The organism is Actinomadura violacea (assembly GCF_017573465.1).
GTDB classification, from domain to species: Bacteria; Actinomycetota; Actinomycetes; order Streptosporangiales; family Streptosporangiaceae; genus Spirillospora; species Spirillospora violacea.
Genome location: NZ_JAGEPF010000043.1, coordinates 19,694 through 45,113 on the forward strand (window position 1 = coordinate 19,694; position 25,420 = coordinate 45,113).

Here is a 25,420-nt window from a genome sequence, read left to right on the forward strand (position 1 = left end):
AGGGGTAATCGAGACGGATGTGACCTTCGAGGTTTACCCTCGTCCGAAGTCCCAAACCCCCCTGAAGGAGAAGGTTCATGCGCATGTCTGCCGCCAAGCTCGTCGGCGCCCTGGCCGTCGGTGGCCTCCTGCTCGGCTCCACGGCCTGTGGCCCGGTGGACTCCATCACCGGCGGCGGCAAGAAGAAGACCGCCTGCAAGAACATCGAGACGGAGCTGAAGAGCGTCGCCTCGAGCGGCGGCTCGGTCACCGGCTCCGGCGGCGCCGAGTCGACGGCTCAGAAGTTCTCCGAGGCGGCCACCAAGATCCGCAGCGAGGGCCAGAACGCCGGCGGCGACGTCGAGACCGCCGCGACCGCGTTCGCCGGCGACCTCGACGACACCGCGGCCACCCTCCGCAAGCTCAGCTCCGGCAACCTGTCCGGCGGGACGCCCAACTTCACGCAGATGCAGCAGCACGGCGAGGACCTGGGCAAGGCCTGCGGCTACAGCGGCTTCCGCATCGGCTGACCATCGGCGCTTCGCTCCCGCGGCCCCGGGAGCGAATCGTCCGGGCACCTCGTCGCATGACCGGCGTGTTCGGACTATGCTTCGGTGCCACAGGCCAGACTTTGCCGGTTGGCGCGCCGAACCGGTAGCCTGTCCTGAGCCTGATGGCTCCTGGAGGATTCGCCTAGTCCGGTCTATGGCGCCGCACTGCTAATGCGGTTTGGGTTTACCGCCCATCCGGGGTTCAAATCCCCGATCCTCCGCCACTACCAGCGCCTCCGCCGAGTGAGATGATCTCGGCGGGGGCGTTTTCGGTGTCTGGTGTGGCCAGGGTGTGGCCATCACGTCGCAGCGGCACCACCGCGGCCACCGCCTCGGCTGCCGATTTGGCCACCTCGGGCAGGACCGAGGCGTAGGTGTCCGCCGTGAACGATGACCGAGAGTGACCGAGCGTCGCGCTGATCACCTTCATGTCGACCTTGCCGAGCAGGCTCAGCGTCGCCGCACCGTGGCGCAGGTCGTGGAACCTGATCGGCGGCAGCGGCCCACGGTCGATGGCGACCTGGACCGTTCGGCGGCTGACGCGATGGCGTCGCGCTATGCGCTCGACGGGCCAGCCCTCGTCGAGATGACGCCGCCGGATCGTGTTGTAGCGATCGATCAGGACGTCGAAGCGCTGTGAGATCCATTCGGGCCGCAGAGCGGAACCGTCCTCCTGAGTGAACACCCTTCCTGAATCCGCCCAGACATTCGGGTCTGCCGAGAGCCTTTCTTCCTTCTGGTGAGTACGCCACGTGCGGAGGACGGCGAGGGTGGTCCGATCGAGGCTGACGGTTCTCTCGCCCGCTTCTGACTTGGTGTCGTCGTACTCGTCGTCCGGTCTGGTCTCGCGGATGGTGAGCGTCTCGCTGACGTCCAGATCGGTGTCCGTCCACGGCAGGCCCGCGACCTCGGCGCGGCGGAGCCCTCGGAAGGCGACCAGGTGGAAGAGCGCGTAGAGCCGCTCTTCGGCTGCGAAGTCGAGGAACGCTCCCGTCTGCTCTGCCGTCCACACCATGACCGGACCGGGTACCTTCCCCGTCTCCAGCCAGTGTCGGACCCGCTCGGCCGTCCAGACGAGCGGCTTGGATCGTCGGCCTCTGATGCGTGGCAGTTCGACGTGTTCCACGGGGTTGTGGCTGAGCCGCTTGGTCTTCACCGCCGTTCCCATCGCCGAAGACAGGACGGCGTGGATCTTCTTGATCCGGGTCGCTGAGATCGGTTGCGTCTGCTTCCTTCCACGCGCTTCGCCTTCGGCGAGGCGCTTCTTGGTCGATTCCGCTCTGACCTCCATGAGGCGCCGCAGCAGTTCGCTCGGCTTCTCGTCGTCCTGCAGCGGACGGTTGATCTGCGCGATGGCCGCGTACATCTCGTGGGCGTCGCGGTCGCACAGGTCGACCAGGCGGAGATGGCCGAGGGCCGGCTTCAGGTAGAGGCGGACGATCTCCTCGTAGTCGGCGTACGTGGACCGGGCAAGGCTCTTCTTGCCGGGCAGCCACTGCTTCTCGAGGTAGGCCCCGACTGTCAGCGAACGATCGACGGCCTGGCCGACGTGGCTGACCTTCGCGAGTTCCTCCGCCAGTGCCTTGTCCGCGTCGCGTTCGCTGGTGAAGGGGCCGACTAAGGGTCTGCGTCTCTTCCCGTCCGCTCCTCGTGGGGCGTCGTAGCGGAACCACCAGGCGCCATGTCGCTTCTTCTTGAGGTGCGGGCACTTGCCCTCGGGGTACTTCCTCTTGGTCTCCGGGTTGCGGCACCCGCATCGCTTGAAGGTTCGGCCCTTCATCTCTTCTCCTCCTTTGGTTGTGATCGTCCGGTACCCGGGAGGTTCTTGATCGCTTTGGAGACCGCCTGGACGCTGACGCCGAGCTCGGCGGCGATCTGGGTCAACGTCATTCCTGAGTCCCTGGCCTCGATCAGGGCCGCTCGCCGCGCGGCGGCAAGCTCTCCGAGCAGCGATCTGACGATGGTCGACAGCGCCTCGCACTCCATCGCGCGCTCGACGGCGCCGAGTGCGCTGAGCTGAGCAAGGCCGACGCCCAACTCGCTGACCATGTGTGCTGCCAACTCGTGCGGCGGCAGGCGATCGAGCCGGGGGTCTTCGGCTGGCGTGCTCTTCATGGCGAGAGTCAACCCCACCATTGATGGCTACGTACAGTCAAACGATAGGTCGGTCTGAGTAACGGGTCGGACCGCCGTCGCTGGCGGCCCGACCGCGAATCGACGAGGTGGCGCTCGTCGGGCTACGTCACGCCGAGGAGCCTGCGGAGTTCTGCGGTCGGCACTCGGTAGGCGGCGCCGACCCGGATGATGCGGCACGGGAAGTCTCCGCGTTTCGCCAGTTCATAGGCGTATGTGCGGGAGAGTCCCAGAGCGCGGGCTGCGGTCATGATGCTGACGACCGTGGGAAGCGTGTCGAGGTCTTCGTGTCGCATGGTCTGCATTCGGATGCCTCCATGTCGTGGTGCGTGGCGAGGGTTCTGGTGAAGCTTGCACGGATCTTCGAGCGCCTCTCGTTCGGATGAGTTGATCTCGGGGGCTAGGGTCTGGCTGACGCCGCCTCCGTTGTCTTCCTAGGAGGTTCACGTTCCGGGGAACGCTGATGGCTCCGTTACCGGCGCCGTCGGCTTGGGTGGGGTGGCAGCGAGGGGTTCGGCGGTGCGGGTCTAGCAGGGACCGTCGGTTGCATTGGCGCCCACGGGTTGGGGAAGGCGGCCATGGCCAGGCGTGCTTGCGAGGACATGGCTGCCTGCGCGGTTGGTTGTGGCGGGTAAGCGGGGTCGGTGGGCTGCGCTTCGCGGACTTGGGCGGCGGCTTTTCGGGCGGCGTCGGCTTGGGCGTGGCGGTGCTGGAGTCGGCGCAGCTCGGCGATGGTGTCGAGCAGCGTGATGAGGTTGGCGACGAGCATCATGGCCGACGCCGTCGTCCGGCTCTTGGCGGAGCCGGTGACTGCGAGGAGGCGGGCTGCGGTGCGCAGGGCATTGCCGGCAGGGGTGGGGCGTGGAATGCGACCGTAGGGTGCGCGGGCGGCACGGTCGTAGGTGTCGGCGGCGCGGCGGAGGTGATGGTTGCCGGTGGCTTGCGCGGCGGTGCGAAGGGCATCGGAGGCGGCCCAGCAGGCGTCTTGGACCGCGTATGGATTGGTGGCGAGGTAGCGACGAATGTGGGCGGTGGCGTAGGACGCGGCGCGGGCCGCGTCGTCGTAGAACGCCTGCCGCTCCTCAAAGGTGAGGTCGTCATCGACGGCGGTGGGCATGTGACGCGCCCCGGGTGATACCCAACGTTGCCGGAGGCGCGTGAGAGAGAGGTCGTCTGCGAGACGGCTTCCCGGATGCCAGGTCGGTTCCTCGTCACCGGGCTCGGTGGGAAGGGCGACGGCGTAGCCGGTGATCTGACCTGGGACGTATTGGCTGTAGCGGACTTTCACCAGGAGTCCGTTGTCTTGGAGCCGGTCAAGGAACTCGGCGGTCGTCCGGGCTTTGTCCGCGGCGCGGCAGACGGTGGTCCGCAGCAGGGCCTGCCTTGTCCGCGCGGACAGGTGCCGTCCGGACAGCGGACGGACGGCGGACGGGCCGCGGACCGAGCCGTCCGCGCTTGTCCAGCGGAGGCGGAGTTTGGGCAGCGTGAGGTCGGCGGCGAGCTTGCCGCCCCCGTACCAGACCGGCTGTCCGTCCGCGTTGACATCGCCGGGTACAGCCACCGCGTACCCGGTCAGCTCGCCCGCCGTCCGCTGGCTGAACCGCCGCCGCACCAGGACACCACCGTCCTGGAGGCGTTCGAAGAACTCCCTCTCGCTGCCCGCGCCGGCGGCCGCGGTCTGGACCTTGTGAAGCAGGAAGGTACGTGAAGGTACTGGCCGGCCGCGGCGGACGGCCTTCTCGGTCTCGCCGCGTTTGGGACGGCGGGCGGCGGTCCGGTCCGCCGACGCCGTAGACCGCAGACCGAACCGCGCCTCCACCACCCGGCAGGCGTCCCGCACCCGGTACCCGTCGTTCCATACCTCGGGACGGACGCCGTCCGGCCGCGCCAGCGTGGCCACGATATGAACGTGGTCGTCGGCGTGCCGGACGGCGATCCAACGGACGGCGTCAACGTCCCCTTCCGGGACCAAGCCGGTCCGCTGCATGATCTCGCCGGAGATCTGTGCCCACTGCTCATCGGTCAGGACCGGGTCCTCAGGAGCGGCCCGCACGGCGCAATGCCAAACGGGCTTCCGGTAGTTCCGTTCACCGAGCAGCGCCAGCGGCTGCGTCAGTAGACCTTCCAGATGGCGAAAGTCGCGGCGGCCATCGGGGCGTATTGCCGGTTCCAGGTCGGCCAGATCTCCAAAGCCGGCGACGATGTGCGGGTCGCGGTGCTCACCATTGGTGCCCGGCCCGTAGAGGTACCGCAGCAGCCCCTGGACCCGGACACCGCGCAAGACCTTCCCAATCACTGCGTATTGCCCACTGAACAGGTTGTCGAGATCACCGAGGCCGCCGTCACGGCAGATGCCTTCTCAGCTCGTCGGCCAGGTCATCCAGCTTGCGGATCGTCTGTGCGGCAGCGCGGGCGTACCACTGGATCGTCCAGGACACCTCTCCTGAGTTCAGTGCGGCGACCGCCTGGTTGAGATTGACGCCGATCCGGTGCGCCTGACCGCGCACCTGCATGACGGCCTGCAGCACCTCGCGCAGTTCGCTGTTCTCCGCTCGCGGCTTGCCGGTCGCTGCGGCGAGCAATGTCAGCGCCGCCCATGCCGCAGTCGCCAGGCGCTCTCGCTCGGCCGCCCTCGACACCGCCGCGTGCTCATCGTCGGACAACAGGATGTACAGCACGCGCCTCCGCTTCCCCCCGCTGCGGGTTCGCCGGTTTCGACGCTTCACCATGCTCGACGCGGACTCGTCACTGCCGTCTTCGACCAATTGGCCTCCTCACCTGGGATCGCGCTCGATCCCGTCCCTCGCTGTGGACCGCGCCCGGTCCGCAGCCGATAACACTTGCGATCTCCATTTCTTGCCCTGCAGCAGCAGAGCCTGCTGAAGATCCCTCTGGGCTTGGCTGAGACCGCGCTCGACGGCGCGGCTAGGTTGCAGGCAAGCAAGAGGAAGAGGTCGTCATCCGGCTCACGCGGGACCAAGCGCTCGTCTTGTCAGAGTGGTTGGAACGGCTGCAGATGACGGACCTCGGCCGTGTCGTTGACGACTCAGCCGTCTGGGCACCGCTTCATCGAATCGCGGGCACCCTCGACAAGGCACTGCCGGATATCTTCGCCGCCGACTACGCCGAGCGTCTCGATGCCGCCCGCCGCCGCCTGCGTCCGGAGTGAGTCAGCGTTCGTCCATCGGAGACCTGCACAGGCCAGAGGCTCCGAGTTCGCTTGTGCGGTCACGTGCCGCGGGCGGGTACGTGGTTCCCGATGCAGTTCGATCGGCCTCTTCGAGCACTGTCGCTCCACGCCTTCCGAAACTCGCCCGGTTATCCACAGCGCTGTGGATAACCGGGCTTGTTCGAGAGACCTGTGCTCGCTTGCCCGTATCGGGGTACTGAGAGCCTTGGCCGGGGGTGCGGCCTAGTGTCTGAGCTTTCTGCCGCGGATTCAGACAGAGTTGGTCATGCAGTTTGACGGTGAGCCGCTCAGTGGCCCCGTTGGTGTGAGTGTCGAGTGCGTCCATGTGAGGTGCTCTCCAGCGTTGACTGAATTCGGACCATTGCGGACTCCTCTCTCCTCGGTTCGGCTGAGTGCTCCGACGGCCACTTCGGCCGCCTGTGTCCCAGCTTCTCTCATCTCACGCTAGGTGGCTACTTTAAGCACCGGCGTGGCGTGCTGTTGCTCGAAAGCATCATGGTGGCATTCCAGGGGTTGCCCGGCGGCAGGGCGCGGGAGGTCCCGCCCCTCGCCGAGCGTTAAGTCGAGTGCCCGGCTCGGATGACAGAGGTGATGGGCGACTCCCTGGTCTGGGGGAGTCGCCCGCCCTCAGCGTTCTACTCGGTGAACAGGTCGGCCATCGCGGTGTCCGTACGTGCAACGGCCTCACTCAGGGCATCTGCTCGCCCGGCCAGGTAGGCGCGATGCCGTCGATTCTTCTCCTTGGAGGCTCGGTATCGAGCCTGCTTCGCTTCCTCTGCCATGGCATCGCGGGAGCGGGCGAAGGCCAAGCCGACGCCGGTCGTGAGTTCGAGCCCAGTCATCTCGTCAGGGACGATGAACGCGAGGGGTGGCGGAACCGTGGAACGGCGTCGGACGAGCAGGCGGAGCGCTGGGCGCAGCCTCACGAGGCGGCTTTCCGGTCGAGCGCCCATGACGCCCAAACGACCTTGCCCGGCTTGGGTGTTGTGACGGGGTACCAGCCCCAGGCGCCGGCGAGCATCGTCGCCAGCCGCAGGCCGCGCCCGCCTTCGTCGTTGAGCTCCGTGTCCGGGATCTGCGGACGGCCGACCCCGGAGTCACGAACCTCGACGATGAGGTGCTTGGCCGATATCCGGAGCTGGATGAGGATCATCGCGAGTTCGTCCAGGGCGAGATGATCTTCGGGGAGCAGCTCACCCGTGACGTCGAAGGCATTGGTGACCAGCTCGGAGAGCACCTGCTGGCACTCCCAGCCGTGATCGGTGTCCAGTCCCCATGCCGACAGCTTGGCTCGTGCGAACGCGCGCACTAGGGGGATCGAGGTTGGCAGAGCGGCCAAACCCACGACATCCCTGTAGTTGCCGCCGTCGTGCAGCGGGGGCCTTGTGCCAGGCGTCGCAGTGTCGCGGTGTGGGGGTGCGGTCGATGGCACAGACATCTTGTCGCTCCTGACTGTGAACCTGCAGACGGACGACAGCCGGTTCTCGGAAGTCCATTGACCTGTGCTCTCGGGTCGCTAGACAGATGCCAGCGTTCCGACTGTCCTTGCTTTGTGACAGTCACGAGTATGTGATTGTCGTTGATCGCCTGCAAGGGTTTTCGTGACAGTGCGCATCTCTCTCGTTACCCAGATATAAAGAAAAGGGTCGAAGTGTGACACTTCGACCCTTGCTTCACTGGCTGAATGGCTACGGCAGACAGTGCCTTCCCTTGCGGACCTCCGCCAAGAAGATCGCCCAAGCGCTCACCTCGAACTCAAGCACTGGGCCGGCGTCGCCAGACGCGGTGTCCCGGACGCCGACCCGGTGTCCGTCCGCTCGCCCGGCCTCGACACAGTTGTTGCCCGTTCCGCTGTACGACGACTTGCGCCATCCGACAAAGCGTTCACGACTGGTCATGGTGATCTTCCTAGTGCGACGGAAGGGAGCCTGCGACGTCCGTCAGCATCTCGCGTGACCGCTCGGCCGACAGGGCTGCGCGGATGAGACCTCCGTACACCATCTCGAACTGTGCGGTGTGCTCCGGATCGGTGAGGACGAGGTCGGTGGTCACCGTCTCCAACGCCACCACATCCGGGTCACCGTCGTCTGGATAGGTGTACATCGAAAACGAACATTCAGGGATGTTGTACCCAGGGATCTCGGCGTCCACAGGCAGAACCCGCACCGTCACCCGCTCCTCCTGCCGGGACAGGTCGACGATGTGGCCGAGCTGCCGACGGAACACTTCTGCCGGGACCGAACGCCGGCGCAGTACCACCTCGTCCAGGATCACCTCGTAGGACGGGCCAGCCGGACGATGCAGCATCCGCTGCCGTCCGACCCGCCCCTTCAGCACGCCGGCGACTTCGGCATCGGGCGGCAAGGGCAGCTCGGTGTTGGCCAGGCGTGTGGCGATGAACTCCTCTGTTTGCAGCAGCCCAGGGATCAGGTTCTGCTGGTACTCGCGGATGACGCTCGCACCGGCCTCGAGGTTGGCGAACCTGGCCTGGCGTTCACCGATCCCCGACGACTCCCACCAGCCATGCGACGCCGCCTCGGCGGTGATCTGCACGAGCTGTGTCCACTTGTCGCCCTCGACGCCGAGGACGTCCAGCAGTCGCTGAACATCCTCCTGATTGGGCGCGACGTGTGCGTTCTCCAGCTTGCTGATCATCTGTCGGTACACGCCCGACCGCTTGGCCAGGTCCTGTGCAGAGACCCCGGCCTGTTCTCGCAGCTCGCGCAGCTCCGCAGCAAGCCTCAGTCGGCGCACGTACGGACTGATCACCACTCCACCCCGTGTCCTCGACACCGACTGTCACGTCTCTAGGACATGGAGCGTATCCACGTCCCGTCCCGCGTGGGGCTGCCTTCCTTACTCCTACAAGCGCTCCGAACGGGCAGCGCGCATGTCGCGTGACCTGAAGATGCACCGCCCGACCCGAGGAGCGCGAAGTGCTCCAGCGCTCTCCCGATGCGGATGACGACGGCCGTCGTGAACTCAGGCGTCGGCTGCGTCGCTTTCCGGGGGTGGGCAGCAGGTGCGCAGGTAGTTCTGGAGTTCGGTGAGGGATCGCTCTACCGAGGTGGTGTCGACGCGATAGCGGACTTGCTTGCCGTCCTTGCGGGAGGTGAGGAGGCCGCCGCGGCGCAGCAGGGCGAGTTGCTGGGAGGCGTTGGACTGGCCGATGGCGAGGCGCTCGGCGACGGTGCCGACGGTCAGTTCGACGCCGCCGGCGAACAGTTCGAGCATCTGCTGGCGCTGCTCGCTGGCCAGGCCCTTGAGGAACTCGCGCAGCTTCTCGCTCGGCGGCTCGACAGCGGCCCCGCAGCCGAGGTCCGGCTCGGGCTGCGAGCTGCTTGCTGCCTGGTCAGGCACCGATTCCTCCTCTACGTCGCCCCAACATATTAACATTTCATGAAATGATGTTATGTTGAGGGCATGCCTCAGCGTTCCGACACCATCATCATCGGGGGCGGCCAGGCCGGTCTCGCCACAGCCCACGTCGCCCGCGAGCTCGGCCTGAGTCCGGTAATCCTGGAGGCCGCCCAGTCCACCGCAGGGTCATGGCCGCACTACTACGACAGCCTCACGCTGTTCTCTCCGGCTCGCCGCAGCGCCCTGCCTGGCGTTCCGTTCCCTGGTGACCCGAACGGTTACCCGAGGCGTGATGAGGTCGTCGCCTACCTGGCCGGCTACGCCGAACGGCTCGACGCCGACGTTCGGACAGCCCACCGTGTGGCAAAGGTTGCCGTCGAGGCGGACGCGGCGTCCAAGCGCATGTTCGAAGTCGTGGTCGACAACGGCGAGATCTTCACTGCGCCGATCGTCATCGCGGCGACCGGGGCCTTTAGCCGACCGCACCGCCCCGACGTACCGGGGCTGGGCTCGTTCACCGGCACGGTGCTTCATTCCTCGCAGTACCGGCGGCCCGAGGAGTTCGCCGGGCAGCGGGTCGTGATCGTGGGTGGCGGGAACTCGGCGGTCCAGATCGCCATCGAGTTGGCCGGGCAGTCGCGCGTCACGCTGGCCACCCGGCATCCGTTGCGTTTCATGGCACAGCGCGTTCTCGGCGTCGACATGCACTTGTGGCTGCAGCGCACCGGCTTGGACGCGGCCGGGTGGGCGCGTCCACTGCTGACCGGCGGCAAGGGAACACCGGTCTTCGATACCGGCACCTACCGGGCGCAGATCGCCACCGGCAATCCGGACCGGCGCCCCATGTTCACGAGACTGGACGGCGAATCCGTGGTGTGGCAGGACGGGATCCGCGAGCGCGTCGACGTGGTTCTGCTCGCCACCGGCTTCCGGCCCGGGGTCGGCTATCTCGAGGAGTTGGGCGCGCTCGGCTCGGACGGCGAGCCACTGCACCGCGGAGGGATCTCCATGACCCATCCGGGACTGGGCTACGTGGGCCTGGAGTGGCAGCGGTCGTTCGCGTCGGCCACCCTGCGGGGCGTCGGCGCCGACGCCCGCCACGTCCTCACCCGTCTTCGCAAGTAGGTCTGCACAAGGAGCACGCTCGCGCGAGGAAGTTGGGGATGGGCGGCCGGTGTGGAGGGTTCAGGACGTGGTGAGCGCGGGCAGCGCGAACAGGCCGGACAGCCGGGTGAGCCGTTCAGGCACCACCCGGTAGTACACCCAGGTCCCGCGCCGCTCACCGTCGATCAGCCCGGCTTGGCGGAGCACCTTCAGGTGATGGGAGATGGTGGGGGCGGTCAACTCGAAGGCGCCGGTCAGGTCGCACACGCACGCCTCGCCCTCCTCGGCCGAGGCGATCATGTTCAGCAACCGCAACCGGACCGGGTCCGACAGCGCCTTGAACACCCCGGCCAGTTCGGCGGCCTCCTGCTCGCTCAGGGCGGGCCCGCTCAGCGGCGCGCAGCACACCGGGTCGGTGACGTCTTCCAACTCCAACAACTTAGACATGGCTCTAATTTGACATCTATCTATGCAGCGATGCAAACTGGCGCCTGCTTCGAAGAACGTCTAAACAAGGGGTTGTGATGAAGACGCTGCTCACCCGGATCACCGCTCAGCACAGCACCGCACGCTCCGGCGGGCACGTCACCTTCCGCGACGACCTCGGGGAGGTCTGCACCAGCGCCTGCCGTGCGGCCGCCCACCGCGACCGAGTGGCCACCGCCGCCCACCACGCCCGTCTCTGACCTGGACCGCCCACTCTGCAAGGCCACCTACGCAACGCAGCTAGGAGAGATCATGAGCGAGAACGACCAGCACCAGGAGTCCGCCGAGCAAGCGCCCGAGCATGCGGCGGGCGGCTGTTGCGGGGTCAGCAGTTGCTGTACCGACGCCGAGCAGTCCCTGGACCCGGCGGTCACCGTGATCGAGGCCAAGACCAGCGCCGGGTGCGGGTGTGTCGAGGACGCCGACTCCGGCGACCTGCCGGTGGTGGTCATCGGGGCGGGGCCGGTCGGGTTGGCCGCTGCCGCTCATCTGGCGGAACGCGGTCTGGACTTCGTGGTCCTGGAGGCCGGAGAGGCCGCCGGGGCGGCGATCTCCGCATGGGGACACGTCCGGCTGTTCTCGCCGTGGCGGTATGACACCGACGCCGCCGCCCGCCGTCTGCTGGAGCCCACCGGGTGGACGCTGCCCGATCCGGAGGCGCTGCCGACCGGCGCCGAGCTGGTCCGCGACTACCTGGCCCCGCTGACGCGGGTGCCTGAGCTGGCCGGACGGATCCGTACCGGCACTCGCGTGATCGCCGTCGCCCGGCGCGGCGTGGACGTGACCCGCACCGTCGGCCGCGACGAGCAGCCGCTGCTGGTCCGCACCGTCGGCCCGGACGGCGCCGTCACCGACCTCACCGCCCGTGCCGTCATCGACGCCTCGGGGACCTGGGGCCGCAGCAACCCGCTCGGCCACTCCGGCCTGCTCGCCCCAGGCGAGGAGCAGGCCGCCCCTTACCTGACCGGTCCGCTGCCGGACGTGCTGGACCGCGACCGCGACCGCTTCGCCGGCAAGCACACACTCGTGGTCGGCATGGGCCACTCGGCCGCCAACACCCTCCTCGCCCTCGCCGAACTCGCCAAGACCGCGCCCGGCACCCGCATCACCTGGGCCGTCCGCGGCGCCTCGGTAGCCCGCTTGTACGGCGGCGGCGACGCCGATGGCCTCCCCGCCCGCGGCGCGCTCGGCACCCGCCTCAAGGCCGCGGTGGAAGGCGGCGAGATCGACCTGGTACGCAGTTTCACGATCACCGGATTCGCCAGCCCTGACGCGGGCCCGGCCGCCGGCCCGGTGAGCGTCATAGGCGTGACCCCGGACGGTGAGTGCGTCATCGAGGCCGACGCCGTGGTGGCGGCTACCGGGTTCCGTCCCGACCTGGACATGCTCCGCGAAGTCCGGGTCGAGCTCGACCCGGCCACCGAGGCACCGGTTCGCCTGGCGCCGATGATCGACCCCAATTTCCACTCCTGCGGCACCGTTCCGCCGCACGGCGAGCGCGACCTCGCCCATCCCGAGACGGGCTTCTATCTGGTCGGGATGAAGAGCTACGGCCGCGCCCCGACGTTCCTGATGGCCACCGGCTACGAGCAGGTCCGCTCCGTGGTCGCCGCGCTCGCCGGAGACCGAGCCGCCGCCGACGCCGTCGAACTCGACCTCCCCGAAACCGGCGTCTGCTCCACCAACCTGATCACCGAAGACCAGCTGCCCGGCGCGGCTGCGGGCGATGGCTGCGGCACCTCTTGCAGCACCGAGCCCGCCGAGGCGCCCGTCACGGTCATCGCAGGCGACGCTGGAGGCGGCTCGTGCTGCGGTGGATCGGCGCCCGAGCCGGTGACCATCGGCATCGGCGTTCCGGCCGGGTTGGGCTTTGCGACCGGTCGCGTCCACGGCTACTCCGGCGACACCGAACGCGGCGACAACTGACCCGGTGCCTCACGAACCATCGACGCCAGGGCCGGTGCCGGCGACGGACGAACCCGCCGCCAGCACCGGCTCCGCCGCTCCCCCCAGCCCGGGCAGCGCCACCACTCACAATGCGGTCAGCCGCGTTCCTCTGATCGCGCTGTGCGTCACCGAGATCACCAGCTGGGGCGTGCTCTACTACGCCTTCCCGGTCCTGGCCCCGGGCATCGCGCGCGACACGGGCTGGTCCACCAGCGCCATCACCACGGCGTTCTCCGCCGCGCTGATCCTGGCCGCGCTCGGCGGGATCCCGCTGGGGCGCGCGCTGGACCGGCGCGGCCCCCGGCTGCTGATGACCGGCGGCTCAGTGCTGGGCGTCCTTGCCGTCCTCGGCCTGGCGGCCGCGCCGAACCAGTTCTGGTTCCTGGCCGCGTGGCTGCTGGCCGGGACTGCGATGACCGCCGTGCTCTACCAGCCCGCCTTCGCCGCACTCACCCGCTACTACGCCCCCCGCCACCTGGGCGCCTTGACCACCCTTACGCTCGTCGCGGGCCTGGCCAGCACGGTCTTCGCACCCCTCACCAGCGCCCTGGCCACCCATATGTCCTGGCGGTCGGTCTATCTGGTCCTGGCCGCGGTCCTGGCCGCGGTGACCATCCCGCTGCACTACTTCGCGCTGCGCCGCCCGTGGCCGCCGGCCATCGAGCACGGCACCGTCCCCGCGAGCGAGTCCGTGGGCGGCGCCGCTGGCGGTAGCGATGCCGACCGCGGCCATGGCAGCGACCAGGTGGGCAGGGTGGTGCGCAGTTCGCCGTTCCTACTGCTGACCACCGCGCTCACGTTGTCGGCGTTTTCGATGTACGCCGTGCTGACCAACCTCATTCCGCTACTCACCTCGCGCGGCGCCTCCAGCGGCATCGCCGCCTGGGCACTCGGCCTGGGCGGCGTCGGGCAGGTCGCCGGGCGGCTGGGCTACCGCACCCTGGCCCGCCGCAGCAGCGTCCGGACCCGCACTGTGTGCATCCTGGCAGGCTCCGCCGTCACCACCATCGCACTGGCCGCGGTGCCCGGCCCCGTCCCGCTGCTCATCGCCATCACCGTGCTGGCCGGCACCACCCGCGGCATCGCCACCCTGCTGCAGGCCACCGCCGTCTCCGACCGGTGGGGCACCGCCGCCTACGGCTCCCTGTCGGGCGTCATGGCCGCGCCCGTCACCATTGCCGGCGCCATCGCCCCCGCTGCAGGCGCCGCGCTGGCCGCCGGTCTCGGCGGCTACCCCGCCCTGTTCGCAGCCCTGGCCGCCACCGCGGCGCTGGCCGCTGTGGCCGCCACCGGCAGCATCCCGCACCGCCCTGCCACCACCCCCGGTCTCGGCACCGGCCCGGCGCCCGCCGAACAGCCGCCCGGGTAGAACGCAACGGCCGGCACGACGGCCAAGGGAATTTCCTTGGCCCTTTTATCAGAGCCGGGCGTACCGTCGATGGGCATGAGTGAGGAGCAGGAGTTCCTGCACAAGCTGGCGCGCCTGGTCGACCGCGAGCACCAGCGCCACCAGGCGCTGCACACCCCGCCGCAGGCATGGGACATCCAGCCCTGCAGCCCCCTGGCCGGTGACGAGGCCAAGTCCCACCCGCACGACGTCGGCCACGGCGCCTGGCACGCCCTGACCGTCGCGCAAGACCACCTGCTGGGCCTGCACTCGACGCTGCACTCCTCGCCACAAGGCCGCGACCAGCTGATGATCCACACCCACTCCCAGTTCACCCTGCTTCGCGCCGCGATGGAGAACGCCGCGCGAGCGGTGTGGCTGCTGCAACCGGCAGACCGGGCCGGCCGCATCACCCGGCGACTGGCGATGCAGCGCGCCGAGATCCGCGCCGCCCACCGGATCCGCGGTCTACTGAGCAACCCCGGCGCCAAGACCCTGCAGCAGGAACTCACCGACCTGTACGCCCTGCTGGCCACCGCGCTCGGCGTCACCGCCGCCGAAGCCGAAAAGACCATGAACAAGACCCCGGCCTCCTACAAGGACATGGTCCGCGACGCCGCACCGGCCGCCGGATACTCCGCCGACACCGCCGAGCTGATCTGGAGCGCCTGCAGCGCTCTGGCGCACGGCGATACCCACGGCACCCTCAGCGTGCTCGACAAGCAGGTCACCGCCGCCCAGTCGGCCAAGGGCAACCGCATCGCGCTGGCCCGCGTCACCGGATCGGTGAGCGGCCTGTACTGGTGCACCCTGGCCGCGACCTCGATGCTCAGCGCGGGCTACGAGCTGTACGCCCAGCGCGCCAGGGCTCCGTTCTAGAAGGCACGTCCGCACCGCCACGTACTCGCAACGAGCGTTCCCGACCGCCGGTGCTGTGCTTCGACATGCTGAGAAACCAGGTCTGCATCAACCATCTTCCGGCTCTGCCATGGGCAGTCTGCCTCCACCCACAGTCCCGCCCTGGCGCCTCGGGGCGGGACGTGCACTGCACCTCAGCAGCAGTCGCCGCAGCAGGTGCCGTCACACATCGGGTCGTCACAGCATGGGCACATCTTGGATCTCACCTCCCTTCGGGCTTAGAAAGCTCAGGCGGGCACCAGGTCCCCGGCTCAGGGTCCGGGCAGTCCGGGCCAGGCATCTGCGTCAGCATGCCGACGAGCTCGGATCGCAGCGCCGCCAGCCGGGTCATCTCGGCGTCGATCTCGTCGACGTGGCGGCGCAGCAGGCCTTCGGCCGGCTCGCAGGCGCACACCCCGGTCTCCCGCACGGTGAGCAGTTCGCGGATCTCCGCCAGCCGCAGACCCAGTCGCTGCGCACCCCGGATGAACAGCAGCCGGTCCACATCACGCCGGTCATAACGACGATGCTCGCCGGTGGTGCGCTGAGGGGCGGGCAACAGCCCCGCCCGCTCGTAATAGCGCACCGTGTCGGCCCGCACCCCGGCGCGGGCCGCCAACTGTCCAACCGACAGCGCATCGGCCACCTGGTGAACCCTCATACCGCGAGGCTAAGACTTGGACCGCGCTCCAAGTTCAAGCCCATTCCGGCGGAATCTTGAAGCTCGCACTCACGCACCGGCAGTGGCACACTCCCGCACGTTCGGTGACGTATCATTCTGTGATGATGTCAGTTGAGGCTGATGTGTTGAGGCTGCTGGCCGATCCGCTGCGGGCCCAGATCGTTTCGCTTCTTGCGAGCGAGGCACTGTGCACGTGCCACCTGGTCGAGGAGACCGGGGCCAAGCAGACCAACATCTCCAACCACCTGCGGGCGCTGCGTGAGGCGGGCCTGGTCGATACCGAGCCGTGTGGCCGTTTTACCTACTACCGGCTGCGTCCGGAGGCGCTGGACGACCTGGCCGGCCAGTTGACCGGGCTGGCTGAGGCCGCCCGGCAGGCGGCCGCCAACGAGCGAAAGAGGCCCTGTACGTGACCAGCACCGAATCGGCACCCGCCGCCGTCGGCCGCGAGGACCCCAATGTCGTCGCCGGGCTGTCGACCCTGGACCGGTTCCTTCCCGTCTGGATCATCGCCGCGATGGCGCTCGGCCTCGGACTCGGACGCGCCATCCCCGGCCTGGACGACGCGCTCAGCAAGGTCGAACTCGGCGGCATCTCCGTCCCGATCGCGCTCGGCCTGCTGATCATGATGTATCCGGTGCTGGCCAAGGTCCGCTACGACCGGCTCGACACCGTCACCGGCGATCGCCGCCTGATGGTCTCCTCGCTGGTGTTGAACTGGATCGTCGGACCCGCCGTGATGTTCGCGCTGGCCTGGATCTTCCTGCCCGACCTACCCGAGTACCGCACCGGGCTCATCATCGTCGGCCTTGCCCGCTGCATCGCGATGGTCATCATCTGGAACGACCTGGCCTGCGGCGACCGGGAGGCCGCCGCGGTGCTGGTGGCGCTGAACTCGGTTTTCCAGGTCGTCGCGTTCGGCGTCCTCGGCTGGTTCTACCTGCAAGTCCTGCCGGGCTGGCTCGGGCTGGACACCAACGACCTGCACTTCTCCACCGGCAAGATCGTGGTGAACGTGCTGGTCTTTCTCGGCGTCCCGCTGCTGGCCGGCTACCTCACCCGGCTCTTCGGTGAGAAGGCCCGCGGCCGCGAGTGGTACGAGTCGCGGTTCCTCCCTCGCATCGGGCCGGTCGCGCTGTACGGGCTGCTGTTCACCATCGTGATCCTGTTCGCCCTGCAGGGGAAGACGATCACCTCCCAGCCCGCCGACGTCGCCCGCATCGCGCTCCCGCTGCTGGCCTACTTCGCGCTGATGTGGGGCGGGGCGTTCGCCCTCGGCCGGGGCGTCCGGCTGCCCTACCCGCGCACCGCGACCCTGGCGTTCACCGCCGCCGGCAACAACTTCGAACTGGCCATCGCCGTCGCGATCGGCACCTTCGGCGTCACCTCCGGCCAGGCCCTTTCGGGCGTCGTCGGGCCGCTGATCGAGGTGCCCGTGCTGGTCGGCCTCGTCTACGTCTCGCTCTGGCTGCGCCGCCGCTTCACCACCGCGCCGGAACAGCCCTCGCCCTACACCGGAGCCCCTTGATGCCTGACAAGCCCAGCGTGCTGTTCGTCTGCGTCCACAACGCCGGACGCTCCCAGATGGCCTCCGCCTACCTCACCCACTTCGCCGGCGACCGGGTCGAAGTCCGCTCCGCCGGATCTCAGCCCGCCGACCAGATCAACCCTGCCGTCGTCGCGGCCATGGCCGAAGAGGGCATCGACATCTCCACCGAGATCCCCAAAGTCCTCACCGTCGACGCCGTCCAAGCCTCGGACGTCGTCATCACCATGGGCTGCGGCGACACCTGCCCCGTCTTCCCCGGCAAGCGCTACCTCGACTGGCAGCTCGACGACCCCGCCGGCCAAGGCGTCGACGCCATCCGCCCCATCCGCGACCAGGTCCGCAGCCGCATCGAGAAGCTCACCGCCGAACTCACCAGCGCAGAGCAGGCGTGACCGACACGACCTCGTCCCGACCCGTCCTGGACGTCGCCGTCATCGGCGGCGGCCAGGCCGGACTCGCCGCCGGCTACTACCTGCGGCGAACCGACCTCACCTTCGAAATCTTCGACGCCCAGAAACAACCCGGCGGGGCCTGGCCACACGCATGGGACTCGCTCCGGCTGTTCTCACCGGCCCGCTACAGCTCGCTGCCTGGCTGGCCAATGCCGCCTTCACCACAGCCCGGCAACCCGCCCGCCGCCCACGTCGTCAACTACCTGACGGCTTACGAGAAGCGCTACGAACTGCCCATCACCCGTCCCGTCCGGATCAAAGCCGTCCACAGGCACGGCGGCCTCCTCCGGCTGGACAGCGCCACCCGATCCTGGTGGGCCCGGCACGTCATCAGCGCCACCGGCACCTGGTGGCGCCCCTACCTGCCCTACTACCCCGGCCAACGCGACTACAAGGGCCGCCAACTCCACACCGTCCAATACCGCGCCCCCGATGAATTCCGGGGACAGCACGTGGTCATCGTGGGCGGAGGCAACTCCGCCGCCCAGATCCTCGCCGACCTCGCACCCCACGCCACCACCACCTGGACGACCCAACGCCCACCGCGTTTCCTACCCGACGACGTCGACGGCCGAGCCCTCTTCGAACTGGCCACCCGCCGCTACCTCGCCCAGCAGAACGGCCACAGCGACCCCGACGGCATCGCCGGACTCGGCGACATCGTCATGGTCCCCTCAGTCCGCCAGGCCCGCGACAACGGTGCCCTACAAGTCCGGCCCATGTTCACCCGCCTCACCGCCACCGGCATCGCCTGGGACGACGGCCACGCCCAAGACTGCGACGCGATCATCTGGTGCACCGGCTTCCGACCTGCTCTCAGCCACCTCACCCCGCTCGGCCTCCGCGACAACACAGGCCGGATCCCCACCAACGGCGGCACCCAAGCCGCCGCTGAACCGCGCCTCCACCTCCTCGGCTACGGAGACTGGACCGGCCCCGGCTCCGCCACCCTCATCGGCGCCGCCCGAACAGCCCGAGACGCCGTGCGTACCATCACGCAGTGACATGGGGCTGCCCCAAGCCCCCAACGGCGCGCTTCCTGAGAGCGGATGCGAACTGCGGAAGTGCTGGTCAAGAGGCCCCGGAAACCGAATGCTCAGCAGCGATCGAGTTGACCGGCCTTGACGCGACTGACGAGGTCGCGCAAGTCCGCTCGTGTTACAGACAGGCGAGGCCCGGCTGGGTTCTTGCTGTCTCTGATGCCGATGGAGTCGGCGTCCAGAGCGGCCAGTTCGACGCAGTCCTGTCGTTCGGTGTAGCTGGACGTTCGCCACTGCGGTTCGCCGGCCTGCTTCGTCATAGAGCGCCCTTCATGGTCCCGGTTTGGTCGCGTGCAGCGTTGAAAATAGTCGCTGCGTTCGCTTGACGCTCCTCCCGGGGCGGGGTGAGCCTCTGTTGAGGCGCAACTGTGCGCAACACCAGACGGGAGGCCGTGATGGCTGCTCTACGGTTGGTCGCAATCGACCCGGACACCGACGGTGGGCACTGCCCGGCGCTGATCGTGGACGACGCCACCGGTGATCTACTGTTCCAGGGACCTCAGGTCACCTCAGCGGGCGAGCTGGCGGAAGTCGACGGGCTGAGCCCGATCGGCCCCAACGAGATCGTGGGTCGCATCCCCGCACGGATGAGGGATGTCCTGTTGAAGGCGCTGATGGAGGAAGCCGATGCGGACGCTGGAACTCAAAGGCTTTGACGAGCTGATCGGCGGCTGCACGACCCAGGCGCTGCACCTGGAGATGCGCGACGCCTACGTTCCCTCCGATCCGTCCTTCCGAGCGTTCACCGGTGACGGCCCTGCATACGACCGGACGCAGCGCGAGAGCGACTGGCACGCCCTGATCGCTCCGGCGGTCGCCCGGGGCGTCTCGGTGCGTCGCGCGCGCATCGTCTCCGAGCCCGTGACGCCCTACATCAGGTTCGAATACGCGGTCACCGAGTCGATGAACCTGTCGGCCGGGGAGCAGGTGCGCTGGCTCCCGCGCAGGAACGCCAGCGACCTCGCACTGCCGGGCAACGACTTCTGGCTGTTCGACGATCGCCTGATCCGGTTCCACCACTTCGCGGGGGACGGAGAGCACATCGAGGATGAGCTGACCGACGATCCGGCGGCCATCAAGCTGTGCGCCCAGGCCTTCGAGGCCGTCTGGGATCGGGCCATCGACCACCGGGAGTACCGGATCAGCTAGGGTCGGTGAGATCTCCGTCAGACCGTTGCCATGCCGTCGTCACCTTCGCCTTCTTCCAGCGTCCAGGCTGCGCGCCAGTCCCTCGCCGACCGGCTGCGTGAGCTTCGCCAAGCTGCCGAGCTGTCCGGGACGGACCTCGCGGCCGCGGTCGGCTGGCACAAGAGCAAGGTCAGCCGGATCGAGAAGGCGGTCCAGCCGGTAACCCAGTCCGATATCCGCGCGTGGTGCGAGGCCTGCGGTGCTCAGGGCCAGGCTGACGACCTCATCGCGTCCCTTCGTGCAGCCGAAGGCGGGTACGTCGAATGGCGGCGGCTGGAGCCGACGGGACTGCGCAAGCTTCAGCAGTCCTACGTGCCGCTGTACGAGCAGACCCGCTGGATGCGGGTGTACCAGCCGCACGTCATCCCCGGCCTGTTCCAGACGGCCGGGTACGTGCGGGCGCTGCTGCAGGCCATCACCGACTTCCGGAACATCCCCAACGACGTTGAGGCCGCAGTCGAAGCCAGGCTGGGCCGGCGGCGCGTCCTGACGACGGGCGGCCACACCTTCGCGTTCCTTATCGAGCAGTGCGTCCTGGACTACCGGATCGGCGGACCAGCGGTCATGGCCGAGCAGCTCCGTCGCCTGCTCGAAGACATGTCGCTGCCCTCGGTCTCGGTAGGCATCATTCCCGCCAGTGCGCCACGGCCGATGTGGCCGGTCGAGGGCTTCACGGTCTACGACACCACACAGGTCCACGTCGAGCTGCTCACCGCGAACGTCACCGTCACCGCGCCGAGCGAGCTGAATACCTACTTCAAGGCGTTCGACGAACTGTCCGCCCTCGCCGTCTACGGCTCAGCCGCCCGCGAGCTGATCAGCGAGTCCCTCGCCGCGCTCGAAGCCCAGTAGCGCAACACAGGCGCAACTCCGCGCAACTTCATGGACCGGCGTCCTGACGACCGGTCAGTGTCGGTGGTGCACAGAGTTCCACCCCGAAGCACCGCCCGCGATCTGGCCTCACCACGGCTGACGGACTCGATTGGCGACCGCATGACCTCGCAGAAGCTCCACCACGCGGACGACATCCCACACGTCGACGAGAACGACCCGCTACCCGCCCTCGGCATTCCCGAGGGACGCTGGGCGGCTCCTTACCTGTCGGACACGACCGGCCTGTGGACCGTTCATCTGCGCGGGCCGCTCACACGCCTGGAGTTGGACGCCGGGCTGGTGGACAGGCTCCACGCCTCGGAGTGGTCGGAGCTCAAGAAGGCGATGGCGCGGCAGGATGAGCGGGCCCGGGAGGTCACCGACTCGCCGGACATGGCGCCCACCTGGTCGCACCGGCCTTAGCGATGTCGGTCGACTATGGGCCCATCGTGGCCTGGGTGCTGATCTACGGCTTGGTCTGCGTCGTCTTCGGGGCCGGTATCACTTGGCTGATCTGGCCCTGGATCCACCGCCGAGGCGCACACCACCGAGGCGTCGCGCCGCGAGCGTCGACTCGTCCGCGAAACCCGCCGCCCGTTACACGGGCCGCCCAGCATCCGCTTCGACGAGGCGCGGCCCCACCTCCGCAGCGCCGGCAACAACGCCCCAGATAGTGACCATGTAGGTCACGACCAGTCCGGACATCCCCAAGACACCTCCGGGCTGCGGAGAGGGGGCTCCCCCTGGCCCCCGCGCCCCCACCGCCGCTCGGAGGGCCAAACCTCCGGCAGCGCCAGCTCGCCGGAGAAGCCCAAGCAGACATCGCCAAGGAAGGACGTGGTCTATAGCGCCTTGCTCATCCAAGGGCGGACAACCCATGGGTCTCGACGGTCGTGACCCATGCGGGCCCCGGTTCCCTCGGCCGGGGCCCGTTCGCCAGACCTGTAGAACCCGGCATCTGACCGAGCCGGAAGGCTCAAAGGAGGAACCGTGACCATCCTGCCGGAGACCGCACAGAGCATCGTTGCCGACCTGCCCGAGCCGTTGCACGGCGGCTGGAACCGGATCGCCGGTGTCACCGTCCAGGGACGGCGGACCACCATCGACCCGGCGGAGTACTTCTTTCGCTACGAGAACCCGTCCTGGCTGGTGTGCGACTGGAACGCCGTGAAGTCCGCACTGCTGGACGCGCACGAGACCCAGGACACCACGGTCGAGCAACTGGCGCTGCAGTTCATCAAGGAGCACGGCCGCTCCACGCGCGACCCCGCCGAGGTCCTCACGACCGCCTACGCCGTCTACTCCTACATGTTCCGCGAGGAGTACCTGAAGGACCCGTCGCTGGCGGCCATGGGCGTCACGGCCCGGGACCTGCGCGTGCTGACCGAGATGGGCACCATGATGGCCCTGAACCGCGTCGAGCTGGACGGGTCGATCAGCAACGTCGGCCCGGCCTGGATGTTCGGCGAGGCCGCCAAGGTCGTGTACGACCTGGACACGCGCGAGGCCGAGAAGCTCGACGAGCTGTACCACGGCACCTGGTTCAATGAGCCGCGCCGGGTCGAGCAGATCAAGGCGCACGCCGCCCTGGGCGGACGCCTGGTGCACGGATGCCAGTCCGGCGTCGAGCAGCACATGGCGGGCGGCTGCGTGGCGCCCTACGGCGCGGACATCAACGAGTTCCGCCGCGAGCTTGGCGCCTTCCGCGACGAGTGGGTCGAAAGGGTCCGCGCCTGTGGCAACTGATTCTCCGAGCGGTCAGGCGGCCGCCCCTCGCGGGGTGGCCGTCCGGCCCGAAACCGTACAAGCCCTCGCCGAACAGATCGGCGCCGCGGTCAGCACACGCGAGAAGGTCCGCGTGTGGTCGATGTCGGGCGTGGAGCGCCTCCACCTGGACGACGGCAGAACCGTCATCCTGAAGTACGCGGTGGAGCGGTTCGGCGCCGAGCCGGCGATCCTTCGACACGCCGCCTCGCACAACGTCCCAGTCCCCGCAGTGCTGGCCAGTACCGTCCAACCGGACGGCAGCGCGGCGTTCCTACTGGAAGACCTCGGCGAGCAGATCCGGGACGCCACCCTCCACGACGCCGCCCAGGCAGCCGTGGCCGTCCACCGGTGCCCACCGATGGACGGCATCCCCGTCCTGGACCAGGCCGCCTTGGAAGCCCTGCCCACCAAAGCCCTCCGGACCCTAGAGCAGCTCCAGGCCGCCGGCAGATGGCAGGAAGCCGACACGAACGGCATCCGCAAAGCCCTGCAGCGTCTCGAAGGCCTGGCCAGCCACCGGGCCACCGGCGCGGAGCTTCCTCCGTTCGGCCTGTGCCACAGCGAATTCCATCCGACCTCACTCCATGTCACCGACCGAGGCCCCTATCTCCTGGACCTGGCGCGGGCCTTCACCGGCCCCGGCCTGCTCGACATGGTGTCCTGGCAAGGCACGGGTGATCCCATGAACTTGGGCAAGGTGACGCAGCTGCTCAACGCCTATATGGACGCCGGCGGCCCCGAGGAAGCCCTCGCCGACCGCGGCGGATTGCCCGCCCACCGCTGGGCCGGCGGCTGGTTCAAGCTCTGGGTCACCGAGTGGTTCCTCGAAGCCACGCTCAAGTACGCCGCAACCACCGAACACGACGACTCCAACCAACTCGGCACCCTGCGCGACCTGAAAGAAGCCCTGGAATGCCTGGCGGACACCTGAAGGAACAGCAGATCCACCCCGCCGAACGCCTCGCCCTGCCCGGCGGCGGCCTCGCCGACATCGACCTCCGCATGATCCCGCTCGTCCGAGCCCTCTGGGCGCTGAACTTCACCACCATGGGCTGCTGCCAAGACCTCGGCGAATCGATCGAACACAACGGCCACGGCTCACCCGTCCAGGCCAAGGACCGGCAACGCTGGGCAACCTTCTACAAGGGACACGCCTGGCTAAAACTGCCGGTCAACGACGCTGAGCGGCTCATTGGCATCTTGGGAGGAGATCAGATATTTGGACACCGGATGCGCCGCTGGACCCACCCCGAAGCCTGGCAGGCGGTGCTCTGGCTGATCCCCACCGACGACGGCTGCGCAAGGCCCGAACCAACAGCGCAGATCACCTTCCCCGCACCTCAGATCAAAGACCTCGTGAACCTCCTCACGACTCGTTGGAAAACGCTTAATGACGCTCGCCTCTAACGGCTTTCCCCTTGCCCGCGGCACTGCGAGGGATGTATTACGTTAAGCGGAGGTCACATAATCGACTACCTGTCGTGTATAGACGCATAGCGCCGCCAGCAGTTGAGTCACCCCTTCCTGGCGGCCACCCGGCAATGCGACCTGCACTTGGCCCACGATGTTGAAGCTTCCCTTGACGTCGGCGACTCGTCCTTTGGTGCGCCAGTGCATTAGCGTCTGACCGTCTTCGAACGGAGTGGCGAAGACCTCGACTTCTGGTGGGAGACTTGCCCGGGCCCCTGCCTCGGATTCGAAGACCAGGGCGCCTTCGTGCCGCAGTTCGCTCGGCTCAAGGGATCCCGCCACTTGGATGTAGTGCTTGTCTTGGTTGTCGAGGTCGCGGAGCAGGACCAATGGGTCATTTCTCGCGGCTTGATCGTCTCCACGCTGGAAGGGCTGGATAGCTTCGATGGCCGTCCGGTACTCGATGGGCAGGTCTTTGATCTTCAACCGGTCCTTCGACCATGCCTGCTGGGTGGCGGAGACGGGGAACGAGACGCGTTTTGCCTTGCTGGCAGGAACAGCGGCGGCTCCGGCAATACTCATGACCAGGTTGTCGAGAGTGGCCCGCAAGTGATGCACCGACTCACCGAAGCTCCAACACCATTCCTCCAGTGGAGGGGTCTGTTGGAGCCGTAGGATGACCGACAAGCTGAGCCGGTCATCGGCGATTTGGACCTCACCACGCGCAGGCTCGGACGTCACCCAGGTCTGGATCGAGGAGGCCAACTGCCGGCCAACCTGCTCAGCGCGGGTGATGCGCTTGAGGTGCGGGGTGGGGTCGAGAGCGGTCATATGATGAGTGTTTAGGGCATAGCTCTACGTGGCAACTCGTTTAGTCGCTGCTGCCAGGGCGGTGTCGCTGGTGGGTGGTGCCGATGCGGAACGTGCGGCTGAGCGTCAGTAGATCGGTTGCCCCAGGGATGATGGGCTTGCAGCGACGCCTGCGCGGCAACCGGCCAGCTGGTGATCAACCGCACGTTCATCATCAGCGGGGCCCGCCACCGCTAATTGACACCTTCGACGCCTCTCGCTTCGGAAACACCGGTCCAGCGAGGGCCGGTGTCGGGACGCCAACCAAGACGACATCGATATACCCGTTGACGAACCCGCGATGAGGACCGGCCAGCGAGAGCTGGTGTCGGTACGTGGCAGATCGCTAACCTGCGGACCACGAACCCGAACCCGCAATGAGGACCGGCCGTCGAGGGCCGGTGTCGGCAGCGTGGCGACGACGTGCCGCTCCGGGTCCCACATGTCCCCGCAATGAGGACCGGCCTACGGGGGCCGGTGTCGGACCGGGCACCAGGTGTTCACGGTCCGGCGGCCCTCGACAGTCCCGCAATGAGAACCAGCCAGCGAGGGCTGGTGTCGGCGGGAGTCGGCGAG

At 68.1% G+C, this 25,420-nt stretch carries 32 protein-coding genes and 1 tRNA gene; 19 read left to right on the top strand and 14 right to left on the bottom strand.

The window, feature by feature from the left end; genetic code table 11:
* The first annotated feature begins 77 nt into the window (after window positions 1-77).
* The gene (locus tag J4709_RS47270; protein WP_208252044.1) at window positions 78-509 is read left to right on the top strand and encodes a hypothetical protein; all 432 of its coding nucleotides are present in this window, start codon (window positions 78-80) and stop codon (window positions 507-509) included.
* Window positions 510-661: 152 nt separating this feature from the next.
* Window positions 662-754 (top strand) — tRNA-Ser (locus tag J4709_RS47275).
* On the opposite strand, the gene J4709_RS47280 is transcribed toward J4709_RS47275, so the two are convergent.
* The 5 genes from J4709_RS47280 to J4709_RS47300 all read right to left on the bottom strand — a co-directional run bounded on the left by J4709_RS47280 (window position 733) and on the right by J4709_RS47300 (window position 5,341).
* Window positions 733-2,310, bottom strand: coding sequence for a site-specific integrase (locus tag J4709_RS47280; RefSeq protein ID WP_208252045.1), 1,578 nt, complete (start codon window positions 2,308-2,310; stop codon window positions 733-735). The genes J4709_RS47275 and J4709_RS47280 overlap by 22 nt on opposite strands.
* On the bottom strand, window positions 2,307-2,645 hold the full coding sequence (locus tag J4709_RS47285) for a sigma factor-like helix-turn-helix DNA-binding protein (RefSeq protein ID WP_208252046.1): 339 nt from the start codon (window positions 2,643-2,645) through the stop codon (window positions 2,307-2,309). Before J4709_RS47285 ends, J4709_RS47280 begins: the two co-directional genes overlap by 4 nt.
* A gap of 122 nt (window positions 2,646-2,767) precedes the next feature.
* Window positions 2,768-2,968, bottom strand: a complete 201-nt coding sequence (locus J4709_RS47290) for a helix-turn-helix domain-containing protein (protein WP_232385133.1) — start codon at window positions 2,966-2,968, stop codon at window positions 2,768-2,770.
* Between the two features lie 167 nt (window positions 2,969-3,135).
* Window positions 3,136-4,944, bottom strand: a complete 1,809-nt coding sequence (locus tag J4709_RS47295) for a relaxase/mobilization nuclease domain-containing protein (RefSeq protein WP_208252047.1) — start codon at window positions 4,942-4,944, stop codon at window positions 3,136-3,138.
* Window positions 4,945-5,005: 61 nt separating this feature from the next.
* Entirely contained in the window at window positions 5,006-5,341 is a 336-nt protein-coding gene (locus tag J4709_RS47300) for a hypothetical protein (RefSeq protein ID WP_208252048.1), read from the bottom strand.
* 323 nt (window positions 5,342-5,664) lie between these two features.
* On the opposite strand from J4709_RS47300, the gene J4709_RS47305 reads away from it, so the two are divergent.
* Window positions 5,665-5,832: a hypothetical protein gene (locus J4709_RS47305; RefSeq protein WP_208252049.1), complete on the top strand. Its 168-nt coding sequence runs from the start codon at window positions 5,665-5,667 to the stop codon at window positions 5,830-5,832.
* A gap of 656 nt (window positions 5,833-6,488) precedes the next feature.
* Here J4709_RS47305 and J4709_RS47310 read toward each other — a convergent pair.
* From J4709_RS47310 to J4709_RS47330, 5 genes are all read right to left on the bottom strand, one after another.
* Complete coding sequence (locus J4709_RS47310; RefSeq protein ID WP_208252050.1) at window positions 6,489-6,695, bottom strand: hypothetical protein; 207 nt, start codon at window positions 6,693-6,695, stop codon at window positions 6,489-6,491.
* A gap of 80 nt (window positions 6,696-6,775) precedes the next feature.
* On the bottom strand, window positions 6,776-7,291 hold the full coding sequence (locus J4709_RS47315) for an ATP-binding protein (protein ID WP_232385134.1): 516 nt from the start codon (window positions 7,289-7,291) through the stop codon (window positions 6,776-6,778).
* Window positions 7,292-7,541: 250 nt separating this feature from the next.
* A complete protein-coding gene (locus J4709_RS47320; RefSeq protein WP_208252052.1) occupies window positions 7,542-7,751 on the bottom strand; it encodes a DUF397 domain-containing protein in 210 nt (69 codons plus the stop codon).
* A 10-nt stretch (window positions 7,752-7,761) separates the two neighbouring features.
* Window positions 7,762-8,622 (bottom strand): helix-turn-helix domain-containing protein, encoded by an 861-nt coding sequence (locus tag J4709_RS47325; RefSeq protein ID WP_208252053.1) that lies wholly within the window; start codon window positions 8,620-8,622, stop codon window positions 7,762-7,764.
* A gap of 213 nt (window positions 8,623-8,835) precedes the next feature.
* On the bottom strand, window positions 8,836-9,213 hold the full coding sequence (locus tag J4709_RS47330; RefSeq protein ID WP_307802111.1) for an ArsR/SmtB family transcription factor: 378 nt from the start codon (window positions 9,211-9,213) through the stop codon (window positions 8,836-8,838).
* 63 nt (window positions 9,214-9,276) lie between these two features.
* Here J4709_RS47330 and J4709_RS47335 point away from each other — a divergent pair, with 63 nt between their 5' ends.
* A complete protein-coding gene (locus tag J4709_RS47335; RefSeq protein WP_208252055.1) occupies window positions 9,277-10,338 on the top strand; it encodes a flavin-containing monooxygenase in 1,062 nt (353 codons plus the stop codon).
* A gap of 60 nt (window positions 10,339-10,398) precedes the next feature.
* On the opposite strand, the gene J4709_RS47340 is transcribed toward J4709_RS47335, so the two are convergent.
* Window positions 10,399-10,764 (bottom strand): ArsR/SmtB family transcription factor, encoded by a 366-nt coding sequence (locus J4709_RS47340; protein ID WP_208252056.1) that lies wholly within the window; start codon window positions 10,762-10,764, stop codon window positions 10,399-10,401.
* Window positions 10,765-10,841: 77 nt separating this feature from the next.
* Between J4709_RS47340 and J4709_RS47345 the strand changes: the two genes are divergently transcribed.
* The 4 genes from J4709_RS47345 to J4709_RS47360 all read left to right on the top strand — a co-directional run bounded on the left by J4709_RS47345 (window position 10,842) and on the right by J4709_RS47360 (window position 15,016).
* Window positions 10,842-11,003, top strand: coding sequence for a hypothetical protein (locus tag J4709_RS47345; protein WP_208252057.1), 162 nt, complete (start codon window positions 10,842-10,844; stop codon window positions 11,001-11,003).
* Between the two features lie 52 nt (window positions 11,004-11,055).
* On the top strand, window positions 11,056-12,729 hold the full coding sequence (locus J4709_RS47350) for an FAD-dependent oxidoreductase (RefSeq protein ID WP_208252058.1): 1,674 nt from the start codon (window positions 11,056-11,058) through the stop codon (window positions 12,727-12,729).
* Between the two features lie 34 nt (window positions 12,730-12,763).
* Window positions 12,764-14,119 (top strand): MFS transporter, encoded by a 1,356-nt coding sequence (locus tag J4709_RS47355; protein WP_208252059.1) that lies wholly within the window; start codon window positions 12,764-12,766, stop codon window positions 14,117-14,119.
* A 75-nt stretch (window positions 14,120-14,194) separates the two neighbouring features.
* Window positions 14,195-15,016, top strand: coding sequence for a hypothetical protein (locus J4709_RS47360; RefSeq protein WP_208252060.1), 822 nt, complete (start codon window positions 14,195-14,197; stop codon window positions 15,014-15,016).
* Window positions 15,017-15,257: 241 nt separating this feature from the next.
* Here the strand turns inward: J4709_RS47360 and J4709_RS47365 are convergent, their stop codons facing one another.
* Complete coding sequence (locus J4709_RS47365) at window positions 15,258-15,695, bottom strand: MerR family transcriptional regulator (RefSeq protein ID WP_208252061.1); 438 nt, start codon at window positions 15,693-15,695, stop codon at window positions 15,258-15,260.
* Window positions 15,696-15,817: 122 nt separating this feature from the next.
* Between J4709_RS47365 and J4709_RS47370 the strand changes: the two genes are divergently transcribed.
* From J4709_RS47370 to J4709_RS47385, 4 genes are read left to right on the top strand one after another with little or no spacing between them, the layout of a single operon-like run.
* On the top strand, window positions 15,818-16,129 hold the full coding sequence (locus J4709_RS47370; RefSeq protein WP_232385135.1) for an ArsR/SmtB family transcription factor: 312 nt from the start codon (window positions 15,818-15,820) through the stop codon (window positions 16,127-16,129).
* On the top strand, window positions 16,126-17,244 hold the full coding sequence (gene arsB, locus J4709_RS47375; RefSeq protein WP_208252062.1) for an ACR3 family arsenite efflux transporter: 1,119 nt from the start codon (window positions 16,126-16,128) through the stop codon (window positions 17,242-17,244). Before J4709_RS47370 ends, arsB begins: the two co-directional genes overlap by 4 nt.
* Window positions 17,244-17,657, top strand: coding sequence for an arsenate reductase ArsC (locus tag J4709_RS47380; RefSeq protein WP_208252063.1), 414 nt, complete (start codon window positions 17,244-17,246; stop codon window positions 17,655-17,657). Before arsB ends, J4709_RS47380 begins: the two co-directional genes overlap by 1 nt.
* Window positions 17,654-18,721 (top strand): ArsO family NAD(P)H-dependent flavin-containing monooxygenase, encoded by a 1,068-nt coding sequence (locus tag J4709_RS47385; RefSeq protein WP_208252064.1) that lies wholly within the window; start codon window positions 17,654-17,656, stop codon window positions 18,719-18,721. The genes J4709_RS47380 and J4709_RS47385 overlap by 4 nt, the downstream gene beginning before the upstream one ends.
* Before the next feature lie 92 nt (window positions 18,722-18,813).
* On the opposite strand, the gene J4709_RS47390 is transcribed toward J4709_RS47385, so the two are convergent.
* Window positions 18,814-19,017, bottom strand: coding sequence for a DUF397 domain-containing protein (locus J4709_RS47390; RefSeq protein WP_208252065.1), 204 nt, complete (start codon window positions 19,015-19,017; stop codon window positions 18,814-18,816).
* A 108-nt stretch (window positions 19,018-19,125) separates the two neighbouring features.
* Between J4709_RS47390 and J4709_RS47395 the strand changes: the two genes are divergently transcribed.
* The 7 genes from J4709_RS47395 (at window position 19,126) to J4709_RS47425 (ending at window position 23,992) form a co-directional block, all read left to right on the top strand.
* Window positions 19,126-19,413, top strand: a complete 288-nt coding sequence (locus J4709_RS47395; RefSeq protein WP_208252066.1) for a hypothetical protein — start codon at window positions 19,126-19,128, stop codon at window positions 19,411-19,413.
* Window positions 19,385-19,906, top strand: coding sequence for a DUF6879 family protein (locus J4709_RS47400; protein ID WP_208252067.1), 522 nt, complete (start codon window positions 19,385-19,387; stop codon window positions 19,904-19,906). Before J4709_RS47395 ends, J4709_RS47400 begins: the two co-directional genes overlap by 29 nt.
* Before the next feature lie 30 nt (window positions 19,907-19,936).
* Window positions 19,937-20,797: a helix-turn-helix domain-containing protein gene (locus tag J4709_RS47405; RefSeq protein WP_208252068.1), complete on the top strand. Its 861-nt coding sequence runs from the start codon at window positions 19,937-19,939 to the stop codon at window positions 20,795-20,797.
* A 141-nt stretch (window positions 20,798-20,938) separates the two neighbouring features.
* Entirely contained in the window at window positions 20,939-21,241 is a 303-nt protein-coding gene (locus J4709_RS47410; RefSeq protein WP_208252069.1) for a hypothetical protein, read from the top strand.
* Between the two features lie 567 nt (window positions 21,242-21,808).
* Window positions 21,809-22,564: a hypothetical protein gene (locus J4709_RS47415; RefSeq protein WP_307802112.1), complete on the top strand. Its 756-nt coding sequence runs from the start codon at window positions 21,809-21,811 to the stop codon at window positions 22,562-22,564.
* Window positions 22,565-22,598: 34 nt separating this feature from the next.
* Window positions 22,599-23,516 (top strand): phosphotransferase, encoded by a 918-nt coding sequence (locus J4709_RS47420; protein ID WP_208252070.1) that lies wholly within the window; start codon window positions 22,599-22,601, stop codon window positions 23,514-23,516.
* Window positions 23,498-23,992, top strand: a complete 495-nt coding sequence (locus tag J4709_RS47425) for a hypothetical protein (RefSeq protein ID WP_208252071.1) — start codon at window positions 23,498-23,500, stop codon at window positions 23,990-23,992. Before J4709_RS47420 ends, J4709_RS47425 begins: the two co-directional genes overlap by 19 nt.
* Window positions 23,993-24,034: 42 nt before the next feature.
* Here the strand turns inward: J4709_RS47425 and J4709_RS47430 are convergent, their stop codons facing one another.
* The gene (locus J4709_RS47430; RefSeq protein WP_208252072.1) at window positions 24,035-24,826 is read right to left on the bottom strand and encodes a hypothetical protein; all 792 of its coding nucleotides are present in this window, start codon (window positions 24,824-24,826) and stop codon (window positions 24,035-24,037) included.
* Window positions 24,827-25,420 lie beyond the last annotated feature (594 nt).

Coding starts and splice junctions, on each gene's coding strand:
- J4709_RS47425 (WP_208252071.1), top strand. CDS start 23,498: ATGCCTGGCGGACACCTGAAGGAACAGCAGATCCACCCCGCCGAACGC.
- J4709_RS47430 (WP_208252072.1), bottom strand. CDS start 24,826: ATGACCGCTCTCGACCCCACCCCGCACCTCAAGCGCATCACCCGCGCT.
- J4709_RS47370 (WP_232385135.1), top strand. CDS start 15,818: ATGATGTCAGTTGAGGCTGATGTGTTGAGGCTGCTGGCCGATCCGCTG.
- J4709_RS47410 (WP_208252069.1), top strand. CDS start 20,939: ATGACCTCGCAGAAGCTCCACCACGCGGACGACATCCCACACGTCGAC.
- J4709_RS47320 (WP_208252052.1), bottom strand. CDS start 7,751: ATGACCAGTCGTGAACGCTTTGTCGGATGGCGCAAGTCGTCGTACAGC.
- J4709_RS47315 (WP_232385134.1), bottom strand. CDS start 7,291: ATGTCTGTGCCATCGACCGCACCCCCACACCGCGACACTGCGACGCCT.
- J4709_RS47365 (WP_208252061.1), bottom strand. CDS start 15,695: ATGAGGGTTCACCAGGTGGCCGATGCGCTGTCGGTTGGACAGTTGGCG.
- J4709_RS47350 (WP_208252058.1), top strand. CDS start 11,056: ATGAGCGAGAACGACCAGCACCAGGAGTCCGCCGAGCAAGCGCCCGAG.
- J4709_RS47270 (WP_208252044.1), top strand. CDS start 78: ATGCGCATGTCTGCCGCCAAGCTCGTCGGCGCCCTGGCCGTCGGTGGC.
- J4709_RS47340 (WP_208252056.1), bottom strand. CDS start 10,764: ATGTCTAAGTTGTTGGAGTTGGAAGACGTCACCGACCCGGTGTGCTGC.
- J4709_RS47280 (WP_208252045.1), bottom strand. CDS start 2,310: ATGAAGGGCCGAACCTTCAAGCGATGCGGGTGCCGCAACCCGGAGACC.
- J4709_RS47310 (WP_208252050.1), bottom strand. CDS start 6,695: ATGACTGGGCTCGAACTCACGACCGGCGTCGGCTTGGCCTTCGCCCGC.
- J4709_RS47360 (WP_208252060.1), top strand. CDS start 14,195: ATGAGTGAGGAGCAGGAGTTCCTGCACAAGCTGGCGCGCCTGGTCGAC.
- J4709_RS47400 (WP_208252067.1), top strand. CDS start 19,385: ATGCGGACGCTGGAACTCAAAGGCTTTGACGAGCTGATCGGCGGCTGC.
- J4709_RS47380 (WP_208252063.1), top strand. CDS start 17,244: ATGCCTGACAAGCCCAGCGTGCTGTTCGTCTGCGTCCACAACGCCGGA.
- J4709_RS47285 (WP_208252046.1), bottom strand. CDS start 2,645: ATGAAGAGCACGCCAGCCGAAGACCCCCGGCTCGATCGCCTGCCGCCG.
- J4709_RS47405 (WP_208252068.1), top strand. CDS start 19,937: ATGCCGTCGTCACCTTCGCCTTCTTCCAGCGTCCAGGCTGCGCGCCAG.
- J4709_RS47390 (WP_208252065.1), bottom strand. CDS start 19,017: ATGACGAAGCAGGCCGGCGAACCGCAGTGGCGAACGTCCAGCTACACC.
- J4709_RS47335 (WP_208252055.1), top strand. CDS start 9,277: ATGCCTCAGCGTTCCGACACCATCATCATCGGGGGCGGCCAGGCCGGT.
- J4709_RS47290 (WP_232385133.1), bottom strand. CDS start 2,968: ATGCAGACCATGCGACACGAAGACCTCGACACGCTTCCCACGGTCGTC.
- J4709_RS47345 (WP_208252057.1), top strand. CDS start 10,842: ATGAAGACGCTGCTCACCCGGATCACCGCTCAGCACAGCACCGCACGC.